General features: G+C 64.9%; 14 protein-coding genes. 4 read left to right on the forward strand and 10 right to left on the reverse strand.

Going from position 1 to position 24,521, the window contains the following annotated elements; genetic code table 11:
- Window positions 1-9 precede the first annotated feature (9 nt).
- From C8N35_RS04130 to dctP, 3 genes are all read right to left on the reverse strand, one after another.
- Window positions 10-1,323: a TRAP transporter large permease gene (locus C8N35_RS04130; protein WP_107988308.1), complete on the reverse strand. Its 1,314-nt coding sequence runs from the start codon at window positions 1,321-1,323 to the stop codon at window positions 10-12.
- Window positions 1,323-1,823 carry a TRAP transporter small permease subunit gene (locus C8N35_RS04135; RefSeq protein WP_107988309.1) on the reverse strand — a complete coding sequence of 167 codons (501 nt, stop codon included), beginning with the start codon at window positions 1,821-1,823 and terminating at the stop codon, window positions 1,323-1,325. The genes C8N35_RS04130 and C8N35_RS04135 overlap by 1 nt, the downstream gene beginning before the upstream one ends.
- Before the next feature lie 100 nt (window positions 1,824-1,923).
- Entirely contained in the window at window positions 1,924-2,976 is a 1,053-nt protein-coding gene (gene dctP / locus C8N35_RS04140) for a TRAP transporter substrate-binding protein DctP (RefSeq protein ID WP_107988310.1), read from the reverse strand.
- A gap of 702 nt (window positions 2,977-3,678) precedes the next feature.
- Here dctP and C8N35_RS04145 point away from each other — a divergent pair.
- Both C8N35_RS04145 and C8N35_RS04150 read left to right on the forward strand, forming a co-directional pair.
- Window positions 3,679-5,376, forward strand: coding sequence for a phage tail protein (locus C8N35_RS04145; RefSeq protein WP_107988311.1), 1,698 nt, complete (start codon window positions 3,679-3,681; stop codon window positions 5,374-5,376).
- A 74-nt stretch (window positions 5,377-5,450) separates the two neighbouring features.
- Window positions 5,451-12,944: a LamG domain-containing protein gene (locus C8N35_RS04150; RefSeq protein ID WP_107988312.1), complete on the forward strand. Its 7,494-nt coding sequence runs from the start codon at window positions 5,451-5,453 to the stop codon at window positions 12,942-12,944.
- Window positions 12,945-12,969: 25 nt separating this feature from the next.
- Here C8N35_RS04150 and C8N35_RS04155 read toward each other — a convergent pair whose 3' ends face one another.
- The 7 genes from C8N35_RS04155 to pdxR all read right to left on the reverse strand — a co-directional run bounded on the left by C8N35_RS04155 (window position 12,970) and on the right by pdxR (window position 21,752).
- Complete coding sequence (locus tag C8N35_RS04155) at window positions 12,970-14,277, reverse strand: NAD(P)/FAD-dependent oxidoreductase (RefSeq protein WP_107988313.1); 1,308 nt, start codon at window positions 14,275-14,277, stop codon at window positions 12,970-12,972.
- Window positions 14,274-15,911: a GMC family oxidoreductase gene (locus C8N35_RS04160; RefSeq protein ID WP_107988314.1), complete on the reverse strand. Its 1,638-nt coding sequence runs from the start codon at window positions 15,909-15,911 to the stop codon at window positions 14,274-14,276. The genes C8N35_RS04155 and C8N35_RS04160 overlap by 4 nt, the downstream gene beginning before the upstream one ends.
- A 10-nt stretch (window positions 15,912-15,921) precedes the next feature.
- On the reverse strand, window positions 15,922-16,782 hold the full coding sequence (locus C8N35_RS04165) for an ABC transporter permease (protein ID WP_107988315.1): 861 nt from the start codon (window positions 16,780-16,782) through the stop codon (window positions 15,922-15,924).
- A gap of 18 nt (window positions 16,783-16,800) precedes the next feature.
- Window positions 16,801-17,673: an ABC transporter permease gene (locus tag C8N35_RS04170; protein WP_107988316.1), complete on the reverse strand. Its 873-nt coding sequence runs from the start codon at window positions 17,671-17,673 to the stop codon at window positions 16,801-16,803.
- Window positions 17,670-18,830: an ABC transporter ATP-binding protein gene (locus C8N35_RS04175; RefSeq protein ID WP_107988317.1), complete on the reverse strand. Its 1,161-nt coding sequence runs from the start codon at window positions 18,828-18,830 to the stop codon at window positions 17,670-17,672. Before C8N35_RS04175 ends, C8N35_RS04170 begins: the two co-directional genes overlap by 4 nt.
- A 119-nt stretch (window positions 18,831-18,949) precedes the next feature.
- Entirely contained in the window at window positions 18,950-20,020 is a 1,071-nt protein-coding gene (locus C8N35_RS04180) for an extracellular solute-binding protein (protein WP_107988318.1), read from the reverse strand.
- Window positions 20,021-20,270: 250 nt separating this feature from the next.
- Window positions 20,271-21,752: a MocR-like pyridoxine biosynthesis transcription factor PdxR gene (gene pdxR / locus C8N35_RS04185; RefSeq protein ID WP_107988319.1), complete on the reverse strand. Its 1,482-nt coding sequence runs from the start codon at window positions 21,750-21,752 to the stop codon at window positions 20,271-20,273.
- A gap of 168 nt (window positions 21,753-21,920) precedes the next feature.
- Between pdxR and C8N35_RS04190 the strand changes: the two genes are divergently transcribed.
- A complete protein-coding gene (locus tag C8N35_RS04190; RefSeq protein ID WP_107988320.1) occupies window positions 21,921-23,027 on the forward strand; it encodes a mandelate racemase/muconate lactonizing enzyme family protein in 1,107 nt (368 codons plus the stop codon).
- Window positions 23,028-23,030: 3 nt separating this feature from the next.
- Complete coding sequence (locus C8N35_RS04195) at window positions 23,031-24,521, forward strand: aldehyde dehydrogenase family protein (RefSeq protein WP_107988321.1); 1,491 nt, start codon at window positions 23,031-23,033, stop codon at window positions 24,519-24,521.

The raw sequence follows: 24,521 nt of genomic DNA on the forward strand, positions 1-24,521 counted from the left end.
TTCTTGTCGCTACTTGATCATGGAGTGGGGGAGCCAGAGCACCAGTTCCGGGAAGGCCGCGCAGATGAGGATTCCCAGCGCCTGCAGCGCCATGAAGGGAATGATGGCGCGGTAGACGGTGCCCATGCCGATGCCGGGCGGCAGCACGCCCTTCATGTAGAAGAGCGTGTAGCCGAAGGGCGGGGAGATGTAGGCCATCTGCGCAGACACCAGGAACAGGATGCCGAACCACAGCCGGTCGAAATGGAGGAAATCGATCACCGGCAGGAAGACGGGCACGCACAAGAGGATGATTCCGATCTCGTCGAGAAACATGCCGAGGAAGAACAGGATCGCCAGCATCACCGCCAGCACCACCCAGCGGTTGGCATCCAGATGCTCGATGAAGCCAAGCAGGAAGTCCGCCCCGCCGGTGCCGGTGAAGATCGCGACGAAGGCCCGCGCGCCGATGGTGATCCACAGGATCATCGTCGTCACCTTGACGACGTCGAGCGCAACGCCCTGAAACAGCTGCCAGCCCAGTCGCCGTTCAATTGCCGCGGAGACGAAGGCCAGCGCGACGCCGACAGCCGCGGCTTCCGTGGGCGTGGCAACGCCATTGTAGATGGTGCCGAGCACGCCGAGGATGATGAACATCGGCAGGACGAGCGACTTCAGCGCAGCGATGCGCATCGCCCAGGTGATGGTTTCGTCCTCCGGCGGACGCGGGGCGACCTGCGGATTGAGCGCCGAGCGCAGCACGATGTAGCCGATATAGAGCGAGGCGAGCAGCAGCCCGGGCACGACGCCGGCAATGAACATCTGGCCGATGGAAGCCTGCGCGGTCACCGCATAGACGATGGTGATGACGGAGGGCGGAATGAGGATGCCGAGCGTGCCGCCGGCGCAGATGGTGCCGATGGCGAGTTCGGGCTGATAGCCGCGCTTCAGCATGGACGGCAGTGCCAGCAGCCCCATGGCGGCCACCGCCGCCCCGACGATGCCGGTCATCGCGGCGATGATGGTGCAGATGGCGATGGTGCCCACCGCCAGCCCGCCGGGAAGACGCCGCGACCACAGCTCCATCGCGTTGTAGAGGCTCTCGATCACGCCGGAGCGCTGCAGCACGCTCGCCATCATCACGTAGAGCGGGATCGCCAGCAGCGATTCCGAGTGCATCGTGTCGTAGAGGTTGAGCACCGTGACGGTGAGCGCCGCCTCGCCCCACAGCGTCATGGTGAAGAGAAACGCCAGGGAACCCAGCGTGAAGGCGAGCGGCACGCCGGTCAAAAGCAGGCCGACGAGGCTTGCGAACATGATGGCGAGAACGAATTCGGATCCCATCACAGCGCCTCCTCATCCGAAGGCGCACGCGCGACGTTCACAATCTCCACCAGTGCCTGCGCCAGCAGCATGACGAAAGCGAGAGGAACGATGAACTTCATCCACCAGACCGGCGGGTTCCAGGCGGAGAAGCTGGTCTCTCCAAGCTCCCAGGCATTGACCGCCAGCGGCCAGCTCACCTTCGCGAACACGGCGGCGAAGATCGCGACAACGAGGAAGGCGAAGATCTCCAGCGCCTTGCGCGGGACGTCGGCGGCCTTCTCGCTGAGAATGTCGACGGCGACGTGACCCCGCATGTGCAGCAGGTAGGGCCCCGCCAACATGAAGTGGGGCCCGAAGACAAGCGTGCTCGCCTCCATCGCCCAGACTGTCGGCGCGTCGAAGACGTAACGGGCGACAACCTCGTAGAGCAGCATGGGAACGACGGCGAAGATGATGGCGGCCGCAATCGCGAAGAGCAGTCGGTTGGCGGCTGTGACGAAGGCGCAGATGCTTTGCATGAAAAGGCCGGAATGCCGCGTATTTCGCGGATGAAACGAATCACGTGCCCCACCCGGCATTTGCCTGCCGGGTGGGGTGTCTGCTCTCGGGAGGAGCGCTCTAGAGGAGGCCGAGAGACTGCATGAAGCCGATCTGGCTGTCGACGATCTTGGTCGCCAGCGGATCGTTCTTTGTCGCCTTCTTCCAGGACGCGACCGCCTTGATGCGGTTCGCGGCGACGTCGGCGGGATCAAGGCGGATCACCTCGACGCCGGCCTCCGCGTACTTGCCCAGCACCTGCGTGTCCTGCACCAGAATGTGCTGACGCAACGATCCGGAAATCTCGCGCGCGGCGACCGCCAGCGCGGCCTTGTAGGCATCCGGCAGGGCATCAAAGGCGCCCTTGTTGGCGACGTAGCTCGTCGCCGTGGTCGGCTGATGTACACCGGGCAGGATGATGTACTTGGCCACTTCCGCAAGCCCGGCCTCGTAGTTGGCGGTGAGATCGCCGCGGTCGGCGAAGTCGATCAGCCCCTTCTCAAGCCCGGTATAGACCTCGGCGGTCGCCATCGGCGTCACCGCGACACCGAGATCGCCCATCACGGCGGAGGCAAGACCGACAAAACGGCCCTTCTTGCCGGCCATGTCGGCGATGCTCTCGATCTTCACCGTGGAGTGCATCGGCTCTTCGCCGTAGACGGTCGGCGCGATGTAGAACAGGCCCGCCTTGGCGTAGGCCTCGCGCGCCATGTCCAGCCCACCCAGTTCGTAGAACCAGGCCTCGTACTGGTCCGGCTCGGGGAAGCCGAAGGGGATGGTCGATGTGAAGGCGAAGGCCGGGATCTTGCCGGCCTCGTAGCCGTCGAAGGTCTTCATCATCTGGAAGGCGCCAGAACGTACCGCATCGAAAGCCTGGTTCGCCGGCACGATCTGTCCAGCGGAGAACAGCTTGATGTTGAAATTGCCTTCGGTGAGTTCGGCGATGCGCGCGACGAATTTCTTCTCGTATTCGTAAGGCGTGGTGCCACCGTCCCACAGGGCCTGCATGCGCCACTCGACCTTTTCGGCGGCCTTCGCCACACTCGGCATCGCCAGCGCCGCCGCGCCGCCCACTGCCGCCACTCCACCCAGCGTCGACGCGGTCAGAAACCGGCGCCTGTTCACGTCCGTCATGTTCGTCCTCCCAAACGGCTCAACATGCACAGTGTCTTTGTCATTGCGGCTGAAGTGTCATAAAACGAAGTGGGACAATCAAGGGACAGTTTAAGCCAATTTCCGCTGCACTGTCCCAGTAAAAAAATTGGGACGGTCGCGCGTTTACAGCCCCATGCCCCCACCGCGCAATGGACGCCGCACGACACCCGGCGGAGACACAAGCCCGGCAGATCTGCGCGTGATAACGAAACGGTGATCTGGCCGATTGCGAGGGGGTCAACGGGTTGACTTGAACTTCGAAGGACGTAACGTAAGGGTATATACGCATTTTAGCCAAGTGCCTTCGATCGAATTCGTTTCGACCGGTTCATCATTGAGGCTTTCCGATGACGCGTGCGTCCTCAAGTTGTTGCCCGCGTCTGATCGGCAGTCCCCGATGGAATGCTTCCGATCGTCGGGACCTCCCTGCCATGCAGGCCGGCCCGGACGGTTCGGGCTGATGCGCGCCGCCTTTGCTCCATAACCCTTCGGGTTGCGAACCTGATCGCGCAGCGGCCTTCAGCATCAATACGTGAGGGCGCCAACTTTTCGAAATCCCTTCTTCTCCAGCAACAGGACCGGCGCGTGCGCGCCAATCCGATCAGCCCACCTGCGGACACGCCTCTTCCTGCCGCAGCGTAGCCTGGCGCTCGGCCAGACGCATCTTTGAAGGAGACTCCGATGGAGCCGACCAGCAGACTGCCCGACGCGCAAATTGACATGGGCCCCGACGTCCCAGTCGGCACGATCGTGGCCTATTTCGGATCCGTCGAGAGCGACGCGGAGAAAGCCGATCTGGAAGCCAAGGGCTGGCTTTCATGCGACGGCGACACCTGCGCGCGCGATGCCTGGCCCGATCTCTTCGCGGCCATCGGAACGGCCTTCGGCAACCGTTCCGATGACGACTTCTGCCTTCCCGATCTGAGAGGTGTCTTCCTGCGCGGTCAAGATGCCGACGCAGGTCGCGATCCGGATGCCGCGGTGCGAATCGGGTCTGGGCCCGGCGGCGCCGGCGCGGCGGGCGATGCCATCGGCAGCCTGCAGACCTATGCGACCGCGCTGCCACGCGATAACGGCTTCAAGGTTTCCGACCGCCTCGCCTTCGGCAGGAATACAACCCACGGCGGTGGCGGCGACAGCGGGGTGCGCATCAGATACCACGGCAACGTGACCGACGTTGCCGTGACAGGCGGGGATACGGAAAGCCGCCCCGTCAACATTACAGCTCACCATCTCATAAAGGCGAAACCGAACACATCCGTCAGGACAGGGGAAACCCGGGAGGGTGGCGCGGCGTCAGGCAAACAGTATCCGGTTGGCCAGATCCCCGTCGGGGCCGTCATATCCGCACCCTTCCTGCCGGCGTTCGACGACAACGTGCTGAGCAATGCCTGGCGGATTTGCAACGGCGCCACCTACGTTGCGCGACAGGGCGCAACCTTCTTCGAACTGTTCCGGGTGATCGGAACCGGCAGCGGTGGCGCCCGGGAACTCGACAGCGATGCGACGAAGGAATTCGATGTGCCGGATCTTGCCGGCATGTATCTGCGTGGTGTCCCGGGCGAGCGGGCAGGCGTCGAGTTCGATCCTGATCGCGACACTCGCCTCTCCCCCCGTCCGGATCGCGAGATCAAGGGCAATTCCGGCAACACGGCCGCCTCCTACGAGACGTGGGCTACGGGGCTGCCGCGATCGTCCAGCTTTGTGATCCCCCTGAAATCCTTCCCCTTCAACGCCAGCCCCAACTACGATGCCGGAAGCGCGACGGCGGCCCGCTATCGGACCGGTTCCAGCTTCTCGCTTGCCGGTGGCGATGCGGAGACACGGCCGGCGAGCCTTGCCGTCAACTGGCACATTCGCTTTCAACCCACCGGCGGCCAGACGCCGGGGGCGGAACTGCCCGTCGGCGTCATCCTGGCGACCGCCACGGATATCGAGCTGGAAAACTGGAAGACGTGTGACGGCGCGGACCTGGATGTCCGGGAATACGCCTCCTTGTTCGCCGTTCTGGGAACGCGCTTTGGAGGCGATGGCGACACGACTTTCAAACTGCCAGATATGCGCGGCCGCTTTCTGCGCGGAGCGGGGCGACGCGGCGAGGAAGCGTCGCCGCTCGACCGCGGCGATCCGCCCGCGGTCGAAGCTTTCGACGAACAGATGGGCCTGTACCAGGACCACGGTGCCGCTTCTCCCAAAACGCCTTTCACGATTTACCTGCCCGGCTATCCGGACACGTCAAAGGACAACGTCGCGTCCTGGCCCAGCGGCTCCGACGTCCTGAAAATAACCGGCGACAAGACGATCGCCGCACAGGGGGGAGACGCCGAGACGCGGCCGATCAACGTTTCCGTCCGTTTCATCATCAAGACGCGTTCCTGAGCCTGCCGCCGGCGAGTTCCTCTCGGATCTTTCGTCTTTCCCTTCGTTCCTCCCGCCTGTCGGAGCGCACTGTCATGATCAGCTATTCCAATCCCACCGCCGTGCGTCACCAGGGACGGGGCATCCTGATCGCGGAACGCACCGTGAGGGACGATGCCGGCACCGTCACGAAACACGAATTCGTCTACAACGTCCTTTCTGGCAACGATGATGTCGTCGACGATGGGCTCGGCTGGCAGGGTTTCTTTCCGCTTCCCGACAACCCGCAGCAACAGACGAGCCTTGCCGGCTTCAGCGTCTTGCGGCTGCTTGGCCGCGCCACCCCTCGCGGACCGGTACAGGTGGTCTCCGACGAGACGCACGTCTATCTCTTTCGCGCCCTCAAACAGACCCTGCTCGTGGAGCGCTTCCTTCTCGTCGAGACGTCGAACGCCAATGCCCGTGACGGGCGTGGCCTTGCACTGGAACCGGACTGGGAGGTGCGTTTTCGGCGCAGCGCGAGCGCAGACCTGCCGGCTTCCGACAACGACGTCTCTGCCTACCGCTCTCCAGAGGGGGCGCCCTTCCTGAACCCCCGCCGCTATCTCTCGTTCGCGCCGGGCGAAGGCTCCATCGATCTTGAAACGGGGTTCAGCGTTGTCCTGATGCCGGGGAGCCAACCGGGGGGAACCGAATGGCGCATCTTCACCGGACAGGGCGATCGAACGCAACTCAATGTCTATGTCGTGCCGCGCCTGTCCGATGGCTGGTTCGATCTCGGCGCGACATCGCTGGATGAGGCAGGACGCATACAACCCCGCGCATCCTTCGAGCTTTCGCTGGAGAAATCGGGAAAGACGGAACCACTCGTCCTGACCGGCTTTCCCGCCACCGCTCTCTACCAGCAACTCGAGCCGATGGTTTCGAGCAACGACGAAGCGGTGCAGATGCGCACGGTCAATCGTCTCCTCCTCGCGTGTCCTGCCAAGCCCGTCGCCGAAACCGACGCAGCACCCGTAAGCGATGGCGATGCTCTCCTGCTGACACTAGACTTCGAGGTGGACGTGGCCGGCGGTGTCGCCTTCGACGGCGCGATGAACCAGCCGCTCTTCGCCGGACCCACGGCGGCGGAGGCGTTGTCGGTCGACTTTCCCCTGCCCAGCGACGCCCGCATCGCCGCACCCATCCGGCTGCCGGGAGACTTCACGTTGCAGGCCTGGCTCTCGCCGCAGCGCGGGCCGGTCGGGGGCGACACCGCCAACGAGACACGCCAGGTCCTGGGCGGCAGCCAGTCGCCCGAAACGCGGGCTCCGACGCTCGAGATCGTCAACCAGTTCCGGGTCCGGGCATCATTCGGCACCGGCAGTGAAATCGTCTCGACCATGACGCTCACCAGCGTTCTCGGCTACGGGACGTGGTGCAATGTTACCGCCACCTATGACGGCAATGCGTTCAGGATCTTTGTCAACGGGTCCGAGGTCGAGGTCGAAACGCAAGGCCCTCTCGGGGCCAGGCCGGCAGGGGGTGCGATCGACCGCGTCGGACTTTCCCATGGCGGCTTCGTCGGCCAGATGACGGAGGCGCGGGTATGGTCGCGGGCGCTCTCGTTGGAGGAAATCCTCGACACGGTCTTCACGCCGCTTTCCGGTCCGGCCGAACGCACCGGACTTGAGGCCTACTGGCCGATGGATGGCGGAACCGGCACGACAATCGAGGATGCCTCGGGCAATGGCCATGATGCGATGATGGCCGGTTGCGTGTGGAGCGGCTGGGCGGCTCCGCTTGCGCGCCCCGACCGGCCCATCAACCAGATCGACGCAAAGAGCCGCGCGGTTTCGGCCGGCCTTCTGACGCCCGAGGACAACTTCCCCGGATTTGGTGCGGTCGCCCCCAATGCCCGCCCCGCCGTGCTTTCGACCGGTGACGGTCCGCTGCATGTCTACTATCCCGGCCCGGGGCGGGTACTGAGTGTGGCGCGCTGCTCGGGTGTCGCCGCGCGGGCCTTCTTTGTCGGCGGATGGACGGCCCGAGACGGGACCTCGGTGACGCAGGAGACAGGCGGCCTCGCGTTCGTGACCCGCCAGACGGGGGCCTACAACAGCTTTTCCTCCATCAAGATCAAGGAAGCTCCAGGCGGGATCACCTGCGATGTGGAATTCAACGGGCCGGGCGCCGATACCCGGTTCGGCGGCGGTGCGCAGAAACTTCTCGGCCGCAGCGTGCAACCGGCGATCGAAACATGGAAGGGAGTGGCGCGGCGGGTCGACCTCTTCGAACAGACCCTCAACGGCCGGGCGGTCGGCGATCCCAACGACCCGCGCATCTCGCAGGGGACCGCGGTCTTCTACGATTATTCCGGCATGTACCGGCAGGCTCTTCTGCGGCTCGGCGCAACGGCGCTTCTCTCCGCCGTACGTTTTGCGAGCCTCAGGCCGAGAGGGCTTGTCCTCGCCGCCCTTTCCGCCACGCAGGCAGGGGATGAGCTGACGGTCTCGGTGACGCTCGAGAGTGACACGGGCACGCCTGTGCACGCACGTCTGGGTCCGGTCCCGGCAACGGCGGCTGCGCTCGTCGATCTCTTCCGCGGTACTTCCGGTGATGCCGCTTATGCGGCGAATGCCGCGTCCACGCCGGTGTGGGGCCTGCCTGGCACGTCACGCCATCTCTTTGTCATTGCGCGGCGGTGGGAGGAAAGCGCGCAAGGCAGCAAGCCGGCCGTGAGTGCCGCGCGTTTCACGCTCACGCCCGGCTCGAGCTTCGAGACGGCGGATTTTGAAGCCGAACTGACGCTGACGAATGACGTTATACGCGCGACGTGGAGCCAGGTGCCGCGCGACGGCGAGGGCTTCATCGCCGCATTGCAGGCAGGTACGGCAGCAGAGCAGAAGCAGGTTCTGGCGGAACTTATCTTCCTGGAAGCGCTCGAGGGGCAGCTTCTGAATGTCAACGCAGCGACTGTCACGAACGTCTCGGACCTGCGTTATGTCACAGGGCTCGTCGGCGCCATTCGTGAAGGCGGCGACGGCGAAATCGGCGGATCGTTCTCGCTCCAGGCGGACGTTCTCCAGGGCGTCGAGGGGCGTAGCGCGACGCCGGGGGGAACGATCGCCTCCGGCCTGTTCTCCGTACAGCCGGTGACGCGCCCCAACCGCGGCTATGCCGCGGCGGTGGACCCGGGCGAGACGGGCGGCACGATCGTACTCGCATCGCCGGGACGCAATGGCGGCTGGCTCCGCGACCCGCCGCGCTACGCCATGTCCTTCGACGGCACAGGTGCGCTCGGGGTCGACCTCGACGCGCTCGTGCCGGCGCCCGACGTCTACGAGCAGGAAGGGCCGGTCACGATCGAGGCATGGTTGCGGCCGGCCGAATCCCGCTGGGTGCCGAGCGTCGCCGACGAGACTGCCCAGAGCGTGCTGCATTTCTCCTCCGGCCCGGACGGCATCGGTTACGGCCTTTCCTACCGCCCGAGCGAGACGCCGCGCTTCTTCCGCGACATTTCCTTCGAGATCAGTGACGCGACAGTCCCGGCGGACCAGACGGACGACAAGCTGGTGCGCGAAGGGGCCTACACCATGCAGGTCTATCTGCGGCCCATGCTGCTGTGGGACGGCGAGTCATGGTTCTTCCGCCGCCTCGACGGAACCGAGGTTCTCGAGGAACTGTCGATCGCCATACCGGCGGTCAATGGCGGGCAGCCCACCCACTGGAGCCTGGTCTTCAGCTGCGGCGGACAGAAGGTGGCGACGCCGGCCGACATTGCGGGTGGAGCCTGGACGATGGTGACGCTGGTGCGCGACAACGAAACGGTGATCCTCTACGTCAACGGCGAGGAGGCCGCGCGCAGCGATGATATCGCGATGCCGGATGCAGAGATCGACACCTTCGTATTCGCCAACCCCTCCGAGGTGTTCGAATTCGAGCCCAATGAATTCTCGGCCTGGAACATCGCACGCAACGCCGAGGAAATCCGCACAAACTACCTCCGTCCGCTGGGTGGATCGGAAACGGGCCTCGTCGCGCTCTTTCCGATGTCGCGGGCGGAGCCGAACCACGGGCTGATAAACCGCTCGCGCTGGACGTCCACCGTGTATGACACGGTGTTGGGGACGAAGTCCTTATCTCCCTTCTTCACGCGCACCGGCCTGTTTTTCGACGTCATCGCCCAGTGCGGCGGCTTCGCGGCGACCACGACCAGTGCCAGCCTTTCGCCGCATCGCTGGCGGCATATCGCGGCCACCCTCGTTCGCCGCGGCGCACTGCTGACAGGCAATGGTTCGGCCAAGACGGACGGCAAACACAAAACGCAGCTGGGCGAAGGATTTTCGGTCGATGCGCGGGTGTGTCTGTCCTCCCTGGCCTCTGAACGCCAGGTGATCGCAAGTCGCTTTCAAGGGGCGGAGGAAGACCAGATCTACGAGCTCGGCATTCAGTCGAACGGGCGGGCCTACATCACCGTTCGTCTCAGTCGCGCGGCGGAGAGTTCGAGTTCGCCGGGGTCGGTGATCTTCACCTTTTTCAGCGACCTGTCACGGCGTATAGAGACCGGCACGCCACATCATGTCGCCGCCAGCCTCAGGTTGGTCACCCTCACCGACAAGACCGACGGCCTGCAGGTGACGGCGCTGGATGCCAGCGTCTACGTCGATGGCCTCGGCCTGGAACAGATCAGTCCGCCGGCCGCGGGCGTGGTCAACGACTATCGGCTGGTCACGGTGATCGGCGGACGCGGGTCGGGCTACTACATGGCCGGCCAGACCGTACGGATCGAAGCAGATGACGCGAGCCGCTTCACGCGGTGGTACGGTACCGTCGAGTTCGAGGGCGGCAGCTCTTCCAACGCGCAAACCACCTTTGTCATGCCGGAAGACAAGGACTTCCGCGACGTGGTCATCGCGGCCAATGCCTTTACGGATCCGATGAAATTCGCCGATGCGCCGACGCGAACCCGCGTCGGCATCAGCGGTCCTCCCGCGTCCGGAAACGACCAGCCCAGCGGCACCGGCGCTCTCCACGGGCAGATTTCCGACGTTCGGCTGTGGACGCGTGCATTGCGACCGAACGAAGTGGAGGTGATTGCGTCCCAGCCGGGCGCCACGCCCTACGACGACGACCTTCTGTCGTGGTGGCGCTTCGACGAGCAGTCCGGCCGTATCGCCAAGGATTCTGTCGGCGACAATGACCTGAAGCTCACCTCAAGCACCCTTTGGGGCTGGTTCGATGGGGCATCGGTTTCGATCTTCGCCGACGGGGACCCCATTGCCACCGCGGGAATGTCCATCCCGCTGAAAAGCAGCTCCCACCGGCAGATGGGGATCGGTGGACGCAGGGACGATAACGGTACCTTGAGCGCCACGATGCGCGGCCAGCTCGATGAATTGCGCCTGTGGCGCAGCATTCGAAGCGGTGACGAGATCGTCAACAACATGGCGCGCTACCTGACCGGAGCGGAAACCGGCCTCATGGGATACTGGCGCTTCGACACCGGCTCGGGCGATATCGTTGTCGACAGGACGGTTCACCTTGGAAACGCCCGCAAATACGACATCGCCGGCGCGCCCGCAGCGATCCAGTGGACGGCGTCCGAGGCGCCCATCGGCTTCGACGCGCCGGTGGTCGACGACACGCTCGACACACGCAGCAGTCCCGAGGCGATCGAACTCGCCGACGCGGCGGCGGCGATCGCGGTGTTCGAATATGCCGACACGCTGACAACCGGCGCGGGCGAAAAGCGGAGTGTGCTGAAGCGCAGCTACATCTACGAGGGCATCGGCGGACTTGCCGACGAGACCGGCTACAAGGTCGGCGATCTGGAGCGCGTGTATGTCGGGCAGATCCAGAGCGACCCCTCGGTGATCGGCTACATCGAAGGCGCGCCGCCTCTCCCCAGCGAGAACCTGATCCGGCCTCTTACCGCCGCACCCTACGTTCACACCTATGCCGGCATCTCCTCGGTAACGCTGAACGACACCCAAAGCCAGAACGTGGTCCTGGATTTCTCCAGTTCGAGAGTGCGGACAACCGACATCAAGTTTACCGGAGGCGGAGGTGTCGCGGGAAAGAACGATGCCGTCCTCGGCGTGCCTCCGGTCCAGTCGGCGGTGCGCACCACAGAGGCGGAAGTCAATATTTCGACCCACATCCAGTTCCTCAAGGGGAGCAACAGCGGATCGGGCGACAAGGTGAACTCCGCTGCGGTTCGCAGCCAGAAGCACACGCTCTCGAACGGGGGAAGCTGGGAAGCCAGATCGCCGGATGGGCGGTATTTTCTGGAAAGCGGCGAACGGCGCTACGTCCCCTCCAACGTGGGATCGGCGCTGGTGAAGTCACGGGTTGCGGATCTCTTTGCGCTCAAGCTCCAGGCGACCGGGGCTCTGGTCTCCATGTCCGTGGAGCCCAATCCGGACATCCCGGAGGACATCAACATCATCCGTTTTCCAATCGATCCGCTCTATCAGCTTGCCGGGTCGCTGGATGGTCGTATCGGGTTGCAGAAGGCACCGCAAACGGAGACGAGCTACTACAAGCCGCGCGACGCCTACACCTTGAAAGACAAGGTGGAGCGCCAGCGCCAGGCCCTCAAATCCTATTTCGAAAGCACCGACCTTGGCGCCATATTCGAGCCGGAAACCGAGGCGAGCTCCTCGGAGGAGGAACGAGATCCGGAGATCCTCCTGCAACAGGCCAGGGATTCGGCGATTGCCCGCAATCCAGCCTTTTCCAGTGAACTGGAAACCCCTTTACGCGACATGGTGAACACGTACGTGTGGGTTGCGGGCGGCGGCACCTATGCGGAAAGCGAAGGATTCAGCACGGAACTGACCGAGACCTACAGCGTGGGGCGTTCGGATACGACCAGTGGAGGCATGAGCTTCGCTTTCGACTACATGTTCGCAAGCGGCAAGATCACGGGTGGCTTCGGGCTTGTGGGCAGCCTGGCGAAGGCTTTCAACGTCACCAAGACATTCAGCCGCAACCGCGCCATGACGCTTGAGATATCCGCTTCGCCGGACGGGTTCCCCCACAAGTACGACGCGGCCGGCGAGGATTTCAGCGACGAGCTCATCCCCGGCCGGGTGACCAGCTATCGCTTCATGACCTTCTTCCTGGCCAACGAGCCCCAGAACGCCTCCGACCTTTTCACCACGGTGATCGACCAGAAGTGGCTGAACCAGTCGCAGGATCCGAACGCGGCGGCGTTGCGCGAGGCCCGGGCAGCGGCAGACAACATCGCGCCGTGGCGGATCATGCACCGCGTGACCTATGTCAGCCGCATACCGCCCGCTTTCCAGGCGGTTCCGACCATCACCGACGAGATCGCCACCCCGGAGGCGCCAAACCAGGCGCACAATGCGGTTTTCCTTTATCTGGTACGCGCAAAGCTCTCCACAACAGAACCGGTGCCGGCCTCCGCGATTTCGACCGCGGTGCGCGACGTGCTGGAGAGCGACCTGCCGCTGCTGCTTCCCTGGTGGGGCGACTACCTCACCGAGGCCAGTGTCGAGAATTCCGCCGCGCAGGGCGAATATGCCGGGATCCTCGGCAACGCCGTCGCCTACGCGGTTTCGGTGATCGGCGCCACGGCCTGAGAGATCCGCCGCGCGGACCGGATCCCTACAGATCGAGCCTGTCGCGAATGCGGTAGGCGAGGACGGAGGGAGCCAGGAACCAGGGATTGCCCGAATAGAAGGGCCGGGTCTGGAAGGCGAGGCCGTCGAAGGCCGTGCGGCCCGCCTCCTGATCCACCGCCTGCTGGCCGATGCGCATGCCGAGGTAGCTCGCCATGCCGACGCCCGAACCGCAATAGCCCATCGCGTAGTAGAGACCGCCCTCGCTTCCCAGATGCATGAGTTCGTCGAAGGAATAGGCGACGAAGCCCACCCAGGAATGCGACACGCGCACGCCGGCAAGCTGCGGGAACAGGCGGACGAGCTCGGTCTGCAGCTTCACGGCGCTTTTCTTCGGATCGGTTTCCGACAGCGACACACGACCGCCGAAGACGATACGGGTGCGGTCCGGCGACGGTCGGTAGTAATAGACGAGCTTGCGCGTATCCGACAGGATCCGGTTGGTCGGCATTACCTCGTCCATCAGGTCGGCTGGAAGCCCCTCTGTCGCGATGACATAGGAGCCGATCGGGATCACGCGGCGGCGGTGCCAGGGGCTGAGCGGTCCACTGTAGCCGTTGGTCGCCAGCACCACCCGGTCCGCACGCACGACGCCGCGCGACGTGTGGAGCCGGAAGCCGCCGTTCATCCGCTCCAGCTTGTCCACCCGGCAATGCGCACGGATATCGACCCCTGCCCGTTCGGCCACAGCGAGAAGGCCCGCGTGATAGCGCGCGGGATGAAGGCTCGCGTGGCGCGGCAGCACCATGCCGCCGTGATAGTGCGGGGTGTCCAGTTCACACGCCATTTCCGCCTTTGGCACGACATAGGCGCCGGTATCGAGCACGGGGTGCCCGGTCTCGCAGTCCCGTTGCATCGCCTCGAACCGCCGCGCGGTGTGCGCGCCATGGAAACGGCCGCAGACGGCGAAATCGCATTCGATACCTTCCTGCGTGACGAACCGCTCGATGTGGTCGAGCGAGGCCTGGCCTTCGCGCAGGATGGCTTGCGCACGCTCGCGCCCGTGCCGTCGTGTCAGCGTCTCGAAAGCGGGCTTGATGGAGGTGGAGACCTGCCCGCCATTGCGCGTGCTGCATCCCCAGCCGGCAGCCTCCGCATCGAGAACGAGCGTGGTAGCCCCGGCCCGTGCGCTCGCCACGCTTGCGTGAAGGCCAGTGTAGCCGGCCCCCACCACGGCGATATCGACCCGCTCCGGCAAGGGGTCGTCTCGCGTCGCTTTGGCGGCGGGCGGACGCGGCGCTCCCTCCCACCAGTAAGGCTCGGGCTTGAAATCCTCGGTGAATAGCGCGCTCATCGGGCAGGGCTCCCATCGGTTGCATGATCGGCCAGGATCATGTCCGCCCCCTTCTCGCCGACCATGATCGCGGGTGCGTTGGTGTTGCCCGAGGTGAGCGTCGGGAAGATCGACGCATCCACCACCCTGAGCCCGGCGACACCGTGAACCCTGAGCCGTTGATCGACCACGCCGTGAGCCCTGTCCGGCCCCATCCGGCAGGTGCCGACCGGATGGAACACCGTTCCCGCGCGCGAACGGATGTCGGCGACGAGATCTTGCGTCGAGGTGACGTCCGGGCCGGGCTTGATCTCCGCATCGATGACATCTTGAAAGGCCGGCATGGCGGCGAGGGCGCGCATGAACGCAGCCCCCTCCAGCATCTCCTGCAGGTCGGCGTTGGTGGAGAGATAATTGGGATGGATCGCCGGGGCCTCGAAGGGATTGGAAGAGCGTATTTCCAGATAACCGCGGCTCGTCGGCCGCGTCGGCTGGATGCCGAGCAGGAAGCCGGGGAAGGGATCGGGGCTCATCAACGGTCGTTTGCCTGGCGGTGCCTTGGTGTAGCTCACCGGCGAAAAGAACAGCTGCATGTTCGGACGCGTCAGTTCGGGCCGGGTGCGGATGAAGCCACCACCCTGGTTGACGCCGAGCGAGAGCGGACCGCGCCGCGTCAGCACGTAACGCAACCCGTACCACAGCTTGCCGTAAAGGGGCCGCAGCTGCTGGTTCAGCGTCGGCACGCGAGAACGGTAGAGATAGTCGAGGCCGAGATGGTCCTGCAGGTTGCGGCCGACGCCGGCAAGGTGATGGCGCACCTCCACGCCCTTGTCGGCGAGCAGATGCGCGGGGCCGATGCCGGAAAGCTGCAGGAGCTGCGGCGAGTTCACGGCACCGGCCGAAACGATCACCTCGCGCGCGGCGGTGACGGTTCGCCGTTCGCCGCGACAGATATATTCGACGCCCGTCGCCCGGCTGCCCTGAAACAGGATCCGGGTCGCGTGCGCATGGGTCACCACGCGCAGGTTCTTCCGCTTCATGGCGGGGCGCAGATAGGCGCGGGCCGTCGACATGCGAAAGCCGTTCCTGGCGGTGTTCTGGTAGAGCCCGACGCCTTCCTGGTCGGCGCCGTTGAAATCCGGATTGCGCCGCAGTCCCAGTTCCTCGCCGGCCTTGAGATAGGTTTGGCAGAGCGGGTGCAGGTCGCGCGCCATGGTGGCCACGTGCAACGGCCCGTCGCCGCCGCGCCACTCGTCGGCGCCCGCATCGTTGGTCTCCGCCTTGCGGAAATAGGGTAGCACGTCGTCCCAGCCCCAGCCGGGATTGCCCATCGCCTTCCAGTCCTCGAAATCCTGGTGCTGGCCGCGGATATAGACCATCGCGTTGATCGAGGACGACCCGCCCAGCACCTTGCCGCGCGGCCAGTAGGAGCGCCGCCCGCCGGTGCCCGGATCTGGCTCGCTCATGTACATCCAGTTGATGCGGGGATCGTAGAAGGCCTTGCCGTAGCCGATCGGCATCCAGATCCAGAAATTGAGGTCGCTGCCGCCAGCCTCCAGCAGCATGACGGAATAGCGGCCACTGGCGGTGAGCCGGTCGGCCAGCACGCAGCCGGCGGAGCCCGCGCCGACGATGACGAAATCGACGTCTGTCATGAAGTTTCGCCTAGGAAGGGGATCTGTCGCGCTGGACCAGGATGGAGACCAGCGCGAGCACTCCGGAACCCAACATCAAAACGAGCGAGACCGCGTTCAGCACCGGAGTGGAGCCGACCTTCACCATGCGGTCGTACATGATGACGGTCAAAGGCGCCTCGGAACCGACGAGGAACAGGGTGGTGTTGAAATTTTCGAAGGAGACGAGGAAGCCGACGATGCCGGCGGCGATCATCGCCGGACGCAGATAGGGGAGCGTGACGGTGGCCAGCACGCGGGCCCGGCTCGCTCCCAGATTGAGCGCGGCCTCCTCCATCGCCATGTCGAATTTCCTCAGCCGGGCGACGATCACCAGCGAGGCGATGGTGACGATGAACGAGAACTGGCCGAGCACGACCAGAACGATACCCGGACGCAGGAAGGAGAGTTCGATGCCCGTCGCCTGCTCCAGCGAATTGGCGATCGTGCTTGCGAGCACCAGCAGCGCGATGCCGAGGATCACGCCGGGGATCACCAGCGGCAGGATCATGACGACATAGAGCGCGTTCTTGCCGGGGAAGTAATGGCGCACGAACAGGAAGGCGTTGCAGGTGCCGACGAAGACCGACAGCGCCGAGACGCAGGTCGCGATCACGAAGGAATAATAGAGGCCGGAAAGCAGACGCCGGTCGTGGAACATGCCGAGCTTCGGTTCGGTGGCGGAAAAGAACCAGTCCAGCGTGAAGCCCTGCCAGGGCAGCGAGGGAAACAGAGAATCGTTGAAGGCGAAGGTGCCGGCGGCAACCAGCGGCGCGGCCAGGAAGACGAAAAAGGCCGCGATGTAGAGCCGGTATCCGATCAGCATGAGGCTGGGGCTCTTGCGTGCGCTCATCGGTTCATCTCCCCCAGCTCAGCTTCTGGCCACGGTTGTCGAAAGGCTCTGTCCCGACAGCTTCAGACCGATCCACACGACGACGGAGGTGAAGGCGAGCAGCAGCACGCCGAAGGTCGCACCCGCCTCCCAGTTGTAGCGGGTGATGAACTGGTCGTAGATCTGCGCGGTGAACCAGCTTGAATTCTTGCCGCCCAGGAGGATCGGCGTCAGGTAGCTGCCGGCCGTCAGCATGAAGGTGACGATGCAGCCCGACACGATGCCCGGCATGGCGTAGGGGATGATGATCCGGCGCAGCACCGTGAAGCCGTTGCCGCCGAGGTTGTAGCCCGCCTCGATCATCGCCTCGTCCATGCCGTCCAGCGTGGAGACGAGCGGCACGATCATGAACAGGATGACGGTGTAGACGAGCCCGACAACCACCGTCGCATCGGTGTAGAGGAATTCGATTCCGCCGGACACGAGCCCGCTCCATTGCAGCAGCGAGGAGACGACACCGGTCTCGCGCAGCAGCAGGATCCAGCCGAAGGCGCGGATGAGATCGCTCACCCAGAGCGGGATCAGGATCAGCAGAAACAGGGCACCACGGCTCCTGCGACCGGCGATCTTGGCGATGTAGTAGGCGACGGGAAAGCCGATCACCAGCGCCAGCGCGGTGACCAGCAGCGACATGGTGGCGGTTCTGAGAAGCGTGTTCCAGTAGATCGGTTCGCCGGCAAACGAAACGTAGTTTGCGAACCCGTATTCGTAGACGCGCGGGGCTATCTTTTCGCGCAGCGACAGAAAGAGCATGCCAAGCTGCGGCAGGGCCACGAGCAGCACGATCCACAGTGCGAAGGGCGCGAGGAGCAGGAACAGCGACAGGCGCCGGATATCGCGCTGGGACCTCATGCGGGTTCGGCTCCCGGGTCTGCCCCGGTTGCTGATCCGGCTGCGGCGAAGCAGCGGGTCTGCTCGGCCGGCCAGCTCAGCTCGACCTTCTCGCCGGGACGCAGATCCTCCTCGCCGCCGGTCAGCGTCACGTCGGCCTCGATCCGCATGCCCTGCGGACCGCGCACGAGCACCCGGCTCTTGGCGCCGTTGAAGAGCTGGCTGTCGATGATGCCGGGAATGACGTTGAGAGGCCCGGCGCGCTCCGGCGAACCGTCCGTCCTGACGCGTTCGGCGCGAATGAACTCGGGGCGCACGAACAGTTCGCCATGCGCGCCCGCCTGCATTGGCGGATTACGGCCGCAAGCCACACCCGTAAGCGGAAGGCCGATCTCCGTCTCCACCCGCAGCGTTGTACCGAACGCTTCGACGACGCGGCACGGCCAGCGGTTGGCATCGCCGACGAAACCGGCGACGAAGGCAGTCTTGGGCTTGTGGTAAAGTTCCTGCGGCGTGCCGATCTGCTCGAACCGGCCGGCATTCATGATCGCCACATAGTCGGACATCACCAGCGCTTCGGACTGGTCGTGGGTGATGTAGATGAAGGTTGTGTTGAACTGGTGCTGGAGCAGTTTCAGCTCGATCTTCATCGCCTCGCGCAGCTTCAGGTCGAGCGCGCCGAGCGGTTCGTCGAGCAGCAGCACGTCGGGGTCGAGCACCATGCAGCGCGCGATCGCGATGCGCTGCTTCTGGCCGCCGGAGAGCTGGTGAATCTCGCGGTCTGCCACGTCCGGCAGTTCGATGCGCGCCAGCACGTCGCTCACCCTGCGCTCGATCTCGGCCTTGGACATCCGGTTGCAGCGCAAGCCATAGGCGATGTTCTCGTAGACGTTCATCATCGGGAACAGCGCCAGATGCTGGAACACCATCTTGACGTTGCGCCTGTTGGGCGGGGTGTTGAGGACCGAGCGATCCTTGATGCGGATATCCCCGGCGCTCGGCTCCTCGAAGCCCGCGATCATGCGCATCAGGGTCGTCTTGCCGCAGCCCGACGGGCCGAGGATGGAAAAGAAGCTGCCGTTCGGGATGTCGAAGGAAACGTCGCGAACGGCGCGCACCGCACCATAGTTCTTGGACACGCCAAGGCATTGCAGGTCGTAGGACGCAGTCTCGGTCATGCGGGAACGCCAAACGGTTTCAGGACCGGATACGCGGCGGCACCGGGCAGGGAACGGGGAAATGGGGGTAAAAAGAACGGCCCGGCAGGTCTTTTGCCCGCCAGGCCGCTTCGCAGGGATCAGTTCGACGTCGCCGCCTGGATCTTTTCCAGCGTCTTGCCTTCCATGTCCTCCACACCGGGAGGGATGTTGGCGAAGAACTTCAGGTTGTCGATGTCCTCGGCCGTGAAGGCCGCCTTCACCGCTTCCTGCTTGTCGGCGGGCAGAAGCTCCTGTGCTCCCTTGATCGACGCCATCGCCCCGGTGCTGGCCGACATCAGCTTCACGATATCGGGTTGCAGGACGAAGTTGATCCACTTGTAAGCAGCGGCGTCCGCTTGCGCCTTGCGCGGCATCGCGAAGGTGTCGATCCAGGCGAGAGCGCCGGTCTCCGGCGGCACGAAGCGGATGTTCGGGTTCTGGCTGTAGAGCTTGAAGGCCGTGGAGTCCCACGTCTCCGAGGCCACGATTTCGCCCGACAGCATCATCGCCGACAGGTCGTCGCCGCCCTTCCAGTAGGCCTTGATGTTGTCCTTGCAGGCGATCAGCTTGTCGGCGACCTTGTCGAGGATCTGCTGGTACTTGGCCAGATCCGAATAGGCCGAGAACGGATCCTCGCCCATGGCGAAGGCCGTGCCGAGCAGGATCGTGCGGCGCAGCCGCATCGAGGTCTTGCCCTTGTATTTCGGGTCGCAGAGATCGCCCCAGCTCTTGATGTCCGGCGCCTTGGTGATGTCGGTCATCAGCCCCGACGTACCCCACTGGTGCGGCACGGCGTAGACCTGGCCCTCGATCGTCGTGTTTTCCTTCACCCCGGCAAGCAGCTTCGGCTCGACGTTGGAAAGATCGATCTTCGACAGATCGAGCGGCTTGTAGATGTTGTATTCGTACTGCGCCGCATAAATGCGGTCGTGGCTGGGCTGGGCGAGATCGTAGCCGGCACCGCCCGTGGCGCGCAGCTTGGCGATCATCTCCTCGTTGTTGGAGAGCGTGACCTCGACGTTGATGTCGGGATATTTCTCCTCGAAGAGCCGGATGACTTCCTCAGGGGCATAGCCGCCCCAGGTCAGCAGCCGCAGGGTTTCCGCCTGCGCGGTCCCCGCCATCAGCATCGCGGCAAGAGCGCCCACAAGTGTTGCTTTCAAACGCATTCCAAAGACCTCCCTCTGGAGCTGAGCGGATGAAGGATCTTCTGCCCTCACAATCTGCAAGTCCGGAAGCTTAGAGAGGCATTGGCCTGCGTCATATATCCATTTACGACCTTTCGACTGTGCCAATTTACGAAAGGGAAGGAACGGGCCATTTCCGGCCAAGGAGGCCCTTGCGCCGGGTGCCATCGGGTGTGGGCCGAATTTCCCTGGAAATTCCGGGAGCACCGGGCTCGACAGTGCTCTCTCCGCCCTAATCCCGCCCCGGCCATCCCTTCAGCGCCTCCGCCGCGCGGCGGATTTCGTGCGGGGGGGAGCTGCCGAAGCCTATGACGAGACCATGTGTATCGATCGGCTCAAGGCAGTAGCGCGAAAGCGGCGAGAACTGCACCCCGCGCGCTGCGGCCCGCTCGACGGCCTCGTCCTCGCCGACATCGCCGCAGAGCAGGCCGATCGTGTGGAACCCGCTGTTGGTGGGCTGGACGTCGAAGCATCCAGCGAACGGCGCGAAGGCCTCCATGAGGGCGGCATAACGCTCCTGATAGACGTGGCGCATGGCCCGGATGTGGGTCGCGAAGAGCCCTTCCTCGATGAAGTCGGCGATGGTCGCCTGCGGCGCCGTCGGCACGCCGGAGAGCCAGGCCATGCTCAATTGCGAAAACGTGTCGACAAGCCCGTCGGGGGCCAGGATGAACCCGATCCGCAAGGCCGGGAACAGCGACTTGGAGAAGGTGCCGACATAGATCACCCGGCCGCGGGTATCGATGCTTCTCAGTGGCGGGTGCGGCTGGTTGGAGAAGGGGAACTCGCCGTCATAATCATCCTCGATGATGAGGGCGTCGCTGTCTTCCGCCGCCTGAAGCAATTCCAGGCGGCGGGCGAGGCTCATGACATGGCCGAGAGGCTGCTGGTGGGAGGGCGTGACGAAGGCGAGGCGAAAGTGCGGGGCGCGCTCCAGCCCTTGCGCTACAACCATGCCATGCTCGTCGACGGACACGGGCACGAGATCCGCACCGCTGGAAACGAGCGCATTGCGCGCGCCGATGGCGCCCGGGTTCTCGAACCAGATCCGGTCGCCGGGATTGAGCAGCAGCCCGCCGATCAGCGAGAACGCCTGCTGCGCGCCGCCGACGATGAAAACCTGAGCGGGATCGCAACGGATACCGCGCAGCGCGTTGAGGTGGGTGGCAATCGCCGCGCGCAGCCGCGGCAGGCCGAAGGGATCGCCATAGCCCATCACCTCACGCCGGTCGGTTCGCCAGTGGCGCGCGGAAAGCCGCGCCCAATGGGCCATCGGGAAGGCATCGACCGCGGGCAGCGCGGTAACAAAAGGCAGCGGGCGATGCGGCAGCCGGCCTCTTTCCGCAAGGTGGCGGGCGGCGTGGCTCGTGGCATGCGACAGTCGCGGTTCGGCGCGCGGGGCCTGCTCGTTTGCCGACGCCGTGCGGGGCATTCGCTGCTGCCCCTGCAGCGCGACGTTGACATAGGTGCCAGAGCCGACGCGCGCCTCCAGCAGCCCTTCGGTGATCAGCCGGTCGAGGGCATTGGAAACGGTCGTGCGCGACAGACCCAGTTCTGTGGCCAGCGTGCGGCTTGCCGGTAGCCGCTCCCCGGCCTTCACGCCCCCCGACAGGATGAGATCGCGCAGCGCCATGTAAAGCTGCACGGTGATCTTGCGGCCGCCATCGCGATCAACGCGAATCGACGACAGCAACGCGCCGGCTTGCGTCTTCATGTGCTTCCCCCCTCGTTGCGGAAACCAGCCTTTGCCAACGAACGCAGGGGCGGCATGGGGTTTTCACAGAAATTGGCCTACATGAATCCTGAAAATGGACCTTATGTCGATACCAATCGACACTAGGGTGTCCTTGCCGGCCACCGGGCGCACGCTGCCGAGGACATCATGCGGATTGCCAGTATCGAGACGTTCACCGACCCGTTCGTCTGTTTCGTTCGGGTCTCCACCGACAGCGGCGCAACCGGCTGGGGCCAGATCGCGCCCTACAACGCCGATATCACCGCGCAGGTGCTGCACCGTCAGGTGGCGCCCCATGCGCTGGGCGCCGACGCGCTCGATATCGCCGGCCTCGTCGATATCATTCCCGAGCGCGAACACAAGTTCCCCGGTTCCTACATCGCGCGCGCCATCGGCGGCCTCGACACCGCGCTGTGGGACCTGCGCGGCAAACTGGAGGGAAAGCCCGTTTGCGCGCTGATTGGCGGAACGCCGGGGCGGCTGCGCACCTACGCGTCCTCGATGAAGCGGGACATCACGCCCGCCGAGGAGGCGGAGCGGTTCCAGAGGCTGCGCGATGCGCATGGCTTCGACGCCTTCAAGTTCCGCATCGGTGCGGAATGCGGCCGCGACACGGACGAATGGCCCGGCCGTACCGAGGCGATCGTACCGGCGATCCGCAACGCGCTTGGCGACGACGTGGCGCTGCTGGTCGATGCCAATTCCTGCTATTCGCCGGCACGCGCCATCGAGGTCGGGCGGATGCTGGAAGACCACGGCGTCTCGCACTACGAGGAGCCCTGCCCCTACTGGCACTACGAGCAGACGAAGCGGGTCACCGACGCGCTCGATATCGACGTCACCGGCGGCGAGCAGGACTGTTCGCTCGTTGACTGGCAGCGGATGATCGACGGGCGGGTGGTCGATATCATCCAGCCCGATGTCTGCTATCTGGGCGGACTGGAACGCACGCTGGAAGTCGCAGGCTGGGCAGCGCAAGCCGGCTTGCCGTGCACACCGCACAGCGCCAATCTCTCGCTCGTCACGCTCTTCACCATGCACTTGCTGCGTGCCATTCCGAATGCCGGCAAGTACCTGGAATTTTCCATTGAAGGGCCGGACTACTACCCGTGGCAGGAGGACCTGTTCGTCGCATCGCCCTATGGCGTCACGAACGGCGAAGTGGAGGTGAGCGACGCGCCGGGCTGGGGAGCGGAGGTTCATCCCGACTGGCTTGACCGCGCGACCTATCAGATCAGCGAACGGGAGGCCTGAACCATGGCGAACGCCAGCGACATCGTCGCGCGCGCGCGGCGCACGGGAACACTCGACGGCCTGCCGGACGGGCTCTTTCTCGACGGCGCATTCCGGCCGGCGGTATCGGGCGCGAGAATGGAGAGTTTCGATCCCGGCCGCGCGTCCGCTTTTGCCAGTTTCGCAAGCGGCGGGGCGGACGACGTCGATGCCGCCGTCGAAAGCGCTAAAAAAGCCTTCGAGACCGTGTGGCGCGACACGGCTCCGGCCGGGCGCGGCCGCATCCTGGCACGCGCAGCACAGCTCATCCGCGAGCAGGCGGACCGTCTCGCCGTCGCCGAAAGCCTCGACAGCGGCAAGACGCTTTCCGAGGCGCGCGGCGATGTCGGCGGTGCGGCGCGGTGCTTCGAATATTACGCGGGTGCCTGCGACAAGATCGAGGGACGCAGCCTGCCGCTCGGCGCCGATTATCTCGGCTACACGCTGGCCGAGCCGGTCGGCGTGACGGCCCACATCATTCCGTGGAACTATCCGCTCTCCACCGCCGCGCGCGGCCTCGCGCCAGCACTTGCCGCCGGCTGCACGGTTGTGGCGAAGCCGGCCGAAACGACCCCGTTCACCGCGCTGATGCTGGCCGAGATCCTGAGCCAGGCCGGGCTGCCCGATGGCGCCTGCAACGTGGTGACCGGCACGGGCGCGCAAGCCGGCGCCCCGCTCGTCGCGCACGCCGACATCAACCAGGTGACCTTCACCGGATCGGTGGCGACCGGCCAGTCGGTGATGCGCTCGGCCGCCGACCACGTCACCCGGCTGGTGCTGGAACTGGGCGGCAAGTCACCGGTGATCGTGCTTTCCGACTGCGACCGCGAGGCAGCACTTTCCGGCGTCATGGGCGCGATCTTCGAGAATGCCGGGCAGATCTGCTCGGCAGGCTCCCGGCTGGTGATCGAGCGCTCCATCGCGGACGGCTTCGTCGCAGAACTCGTCGCGCGGGCCGCCAGGCTGACGATCGGCCACGGTCTCGACGATCCCGACATGGGCGCGATCAATTCCGCCGGGCATCTTGCCAAGGTGACGGGCTTCCTCGACCGGGCACGGACACGCGGCGCTGAAATCCTGACTGGCGGCACACCGACGGTCGATCCTGAAACCGGCAAGGGCTGGTTCTTCGAGCCAACCATCGTCGGCGATCGGCCGGCGGATGACGAGCTTGTGCAGGAGGAAATCTTCGGCCCCGTGCTCACCGTCCAGATCGCAGAGGATGCCGACCACGCGCTGGCACTCGCCAACGGGACGCGTTACGGCCTCGTCGCCGGCATCTACACGTCCGGCTTCGGCACGGCGCATCGTCTGGCGCGTCGGCTCGAGGCAGGCCAGGTCTTCATCAACGAGTATTTCGCAGGTGGCATCGAGGCGCCCTTCGGTGGGACGAAGTTCTCCGGCTTCGGCCGTGAGAAAGGTCTCGAAGGCCTTCTCGGCTACTGTCGCACGAAGAGCGTTGCCGCACGACTCTAG

The organism is Breoghania corrubedonensis (genome assembly GCF_003053845.1).
Lineage (GTDB): Bacteria > Pseudomonadota > Alphaproteobacteria > Rhizobiales > Stappiaceae > Breoghania > Breoghania corrubedonensis.

What these genes read in the sequence shown, in the direction of transcription:
- C8N35_RS04130 (WP_107988308.1), bottom strand. Translation starts at nt 1,323, where the DNA reads ATGGGATCCGAATTCGTTCTCGCCATCATGTTCGCAAGCCTCGTCGGC.
- C8N35_RS04135 (WP_107988309.1), bottom strand. Translation starts at nt 1,823, where the DNA reads ATGCAAAGCATCTGCGCCTTCGTCACAGCCGCCAACCGACTGCTCTTC.
- dctP (WP_107988310.1), bottom strand. Translation starts at nt 2,976, where the DNA reads ATGACGGACGTGAACAGGCGCCGGTTTCTGACCGCGTCGACGCTGGGT.
- C8N35_RS04145 (WP_107988311.1), top strand. Translation starts at nt 3,679, where the DNA reads ATGGAGCCGACCAGCAGACTGCCCGACGCGCAAATTGACATGGGCCCC.
- C8N35_RS04150 (WP_107988312.1), top strand. Translation starts at nt 5,451, where the DNA reads ATGATCAGCTATTCCAATCCCACCGCCGTGCGTCACCAGGGACGGGGC.
- C8N35_RS04155 (WP_107988313.1), bottom strand. Translation starts at nt 14,277, where the DNA reads ATGAGCGCGCTATTCACCGAGGATTTCAAGCCCGAGCCTTACTGGTGG.
- C8N35_RS04160 (WP_107988314.1), bottom strand. Translation starts at nt 15,911, where the DNA reads ATGACAGACGTCGATTTCGTCATCGTCGGCGCGGGCTCCGCCGGCTGC.
- C8N35_RS04165 (WP_107988315.1), bottom strand. Translation starts at nt 16,782, where the DNA reads ATGAGCGCACGCAAGAGCCCCAGCCTCATGCTGATCGGATACCGGCTC.
- C8N35_RS04170 (WP_107988316.1), bottom strand. Translation starts at nt 17,673, where the DNA reads ATGAGGTCCCAGCGCGATATCCGGCGCCTGTCGCTGTTCCTGCTCCTC.
- C8N35_RS04175 (WP_107988317.1), bottom strand. Translation starts at nt 18,830, where the DNA reads ATGACCGAGACTGCGTCCTACGACCTGCAATGCCTTGGCGTGTCCAAG.
- C8N35_RS04180 (WP_107988318.1), bottom strand. Translation starts at nt 20,020, where the DNA reads ATGCGTTTGAAAGCAACACTTGTGGGCGCTCTTGCCGCGATGCTGATG.
- pdxR (WP_107988319.1), bottom strand. Translation starts at nt 21,752, where the DNA reads ATGAAGACGCAAGCCGGCGCGTTGCTGTCGTCGATTCGCGTTGATCGC.
- C8N35_RS04190 (WP_107988320.1), top strand. Translation starts at nt 21,921, where the DNA reads ATGCGGATTGCCAGTATCGAGACGTTCACCGACCCGTTCGTCTGTTTC.
- C8N35_RS04195 (WP_107988321.1), top strand. Translation starts at nt 23,031, where the DNA reads ATGGCGAACGCCAGCGACATCGTCGCGCGCGCGCGGCGCACGGGAACA.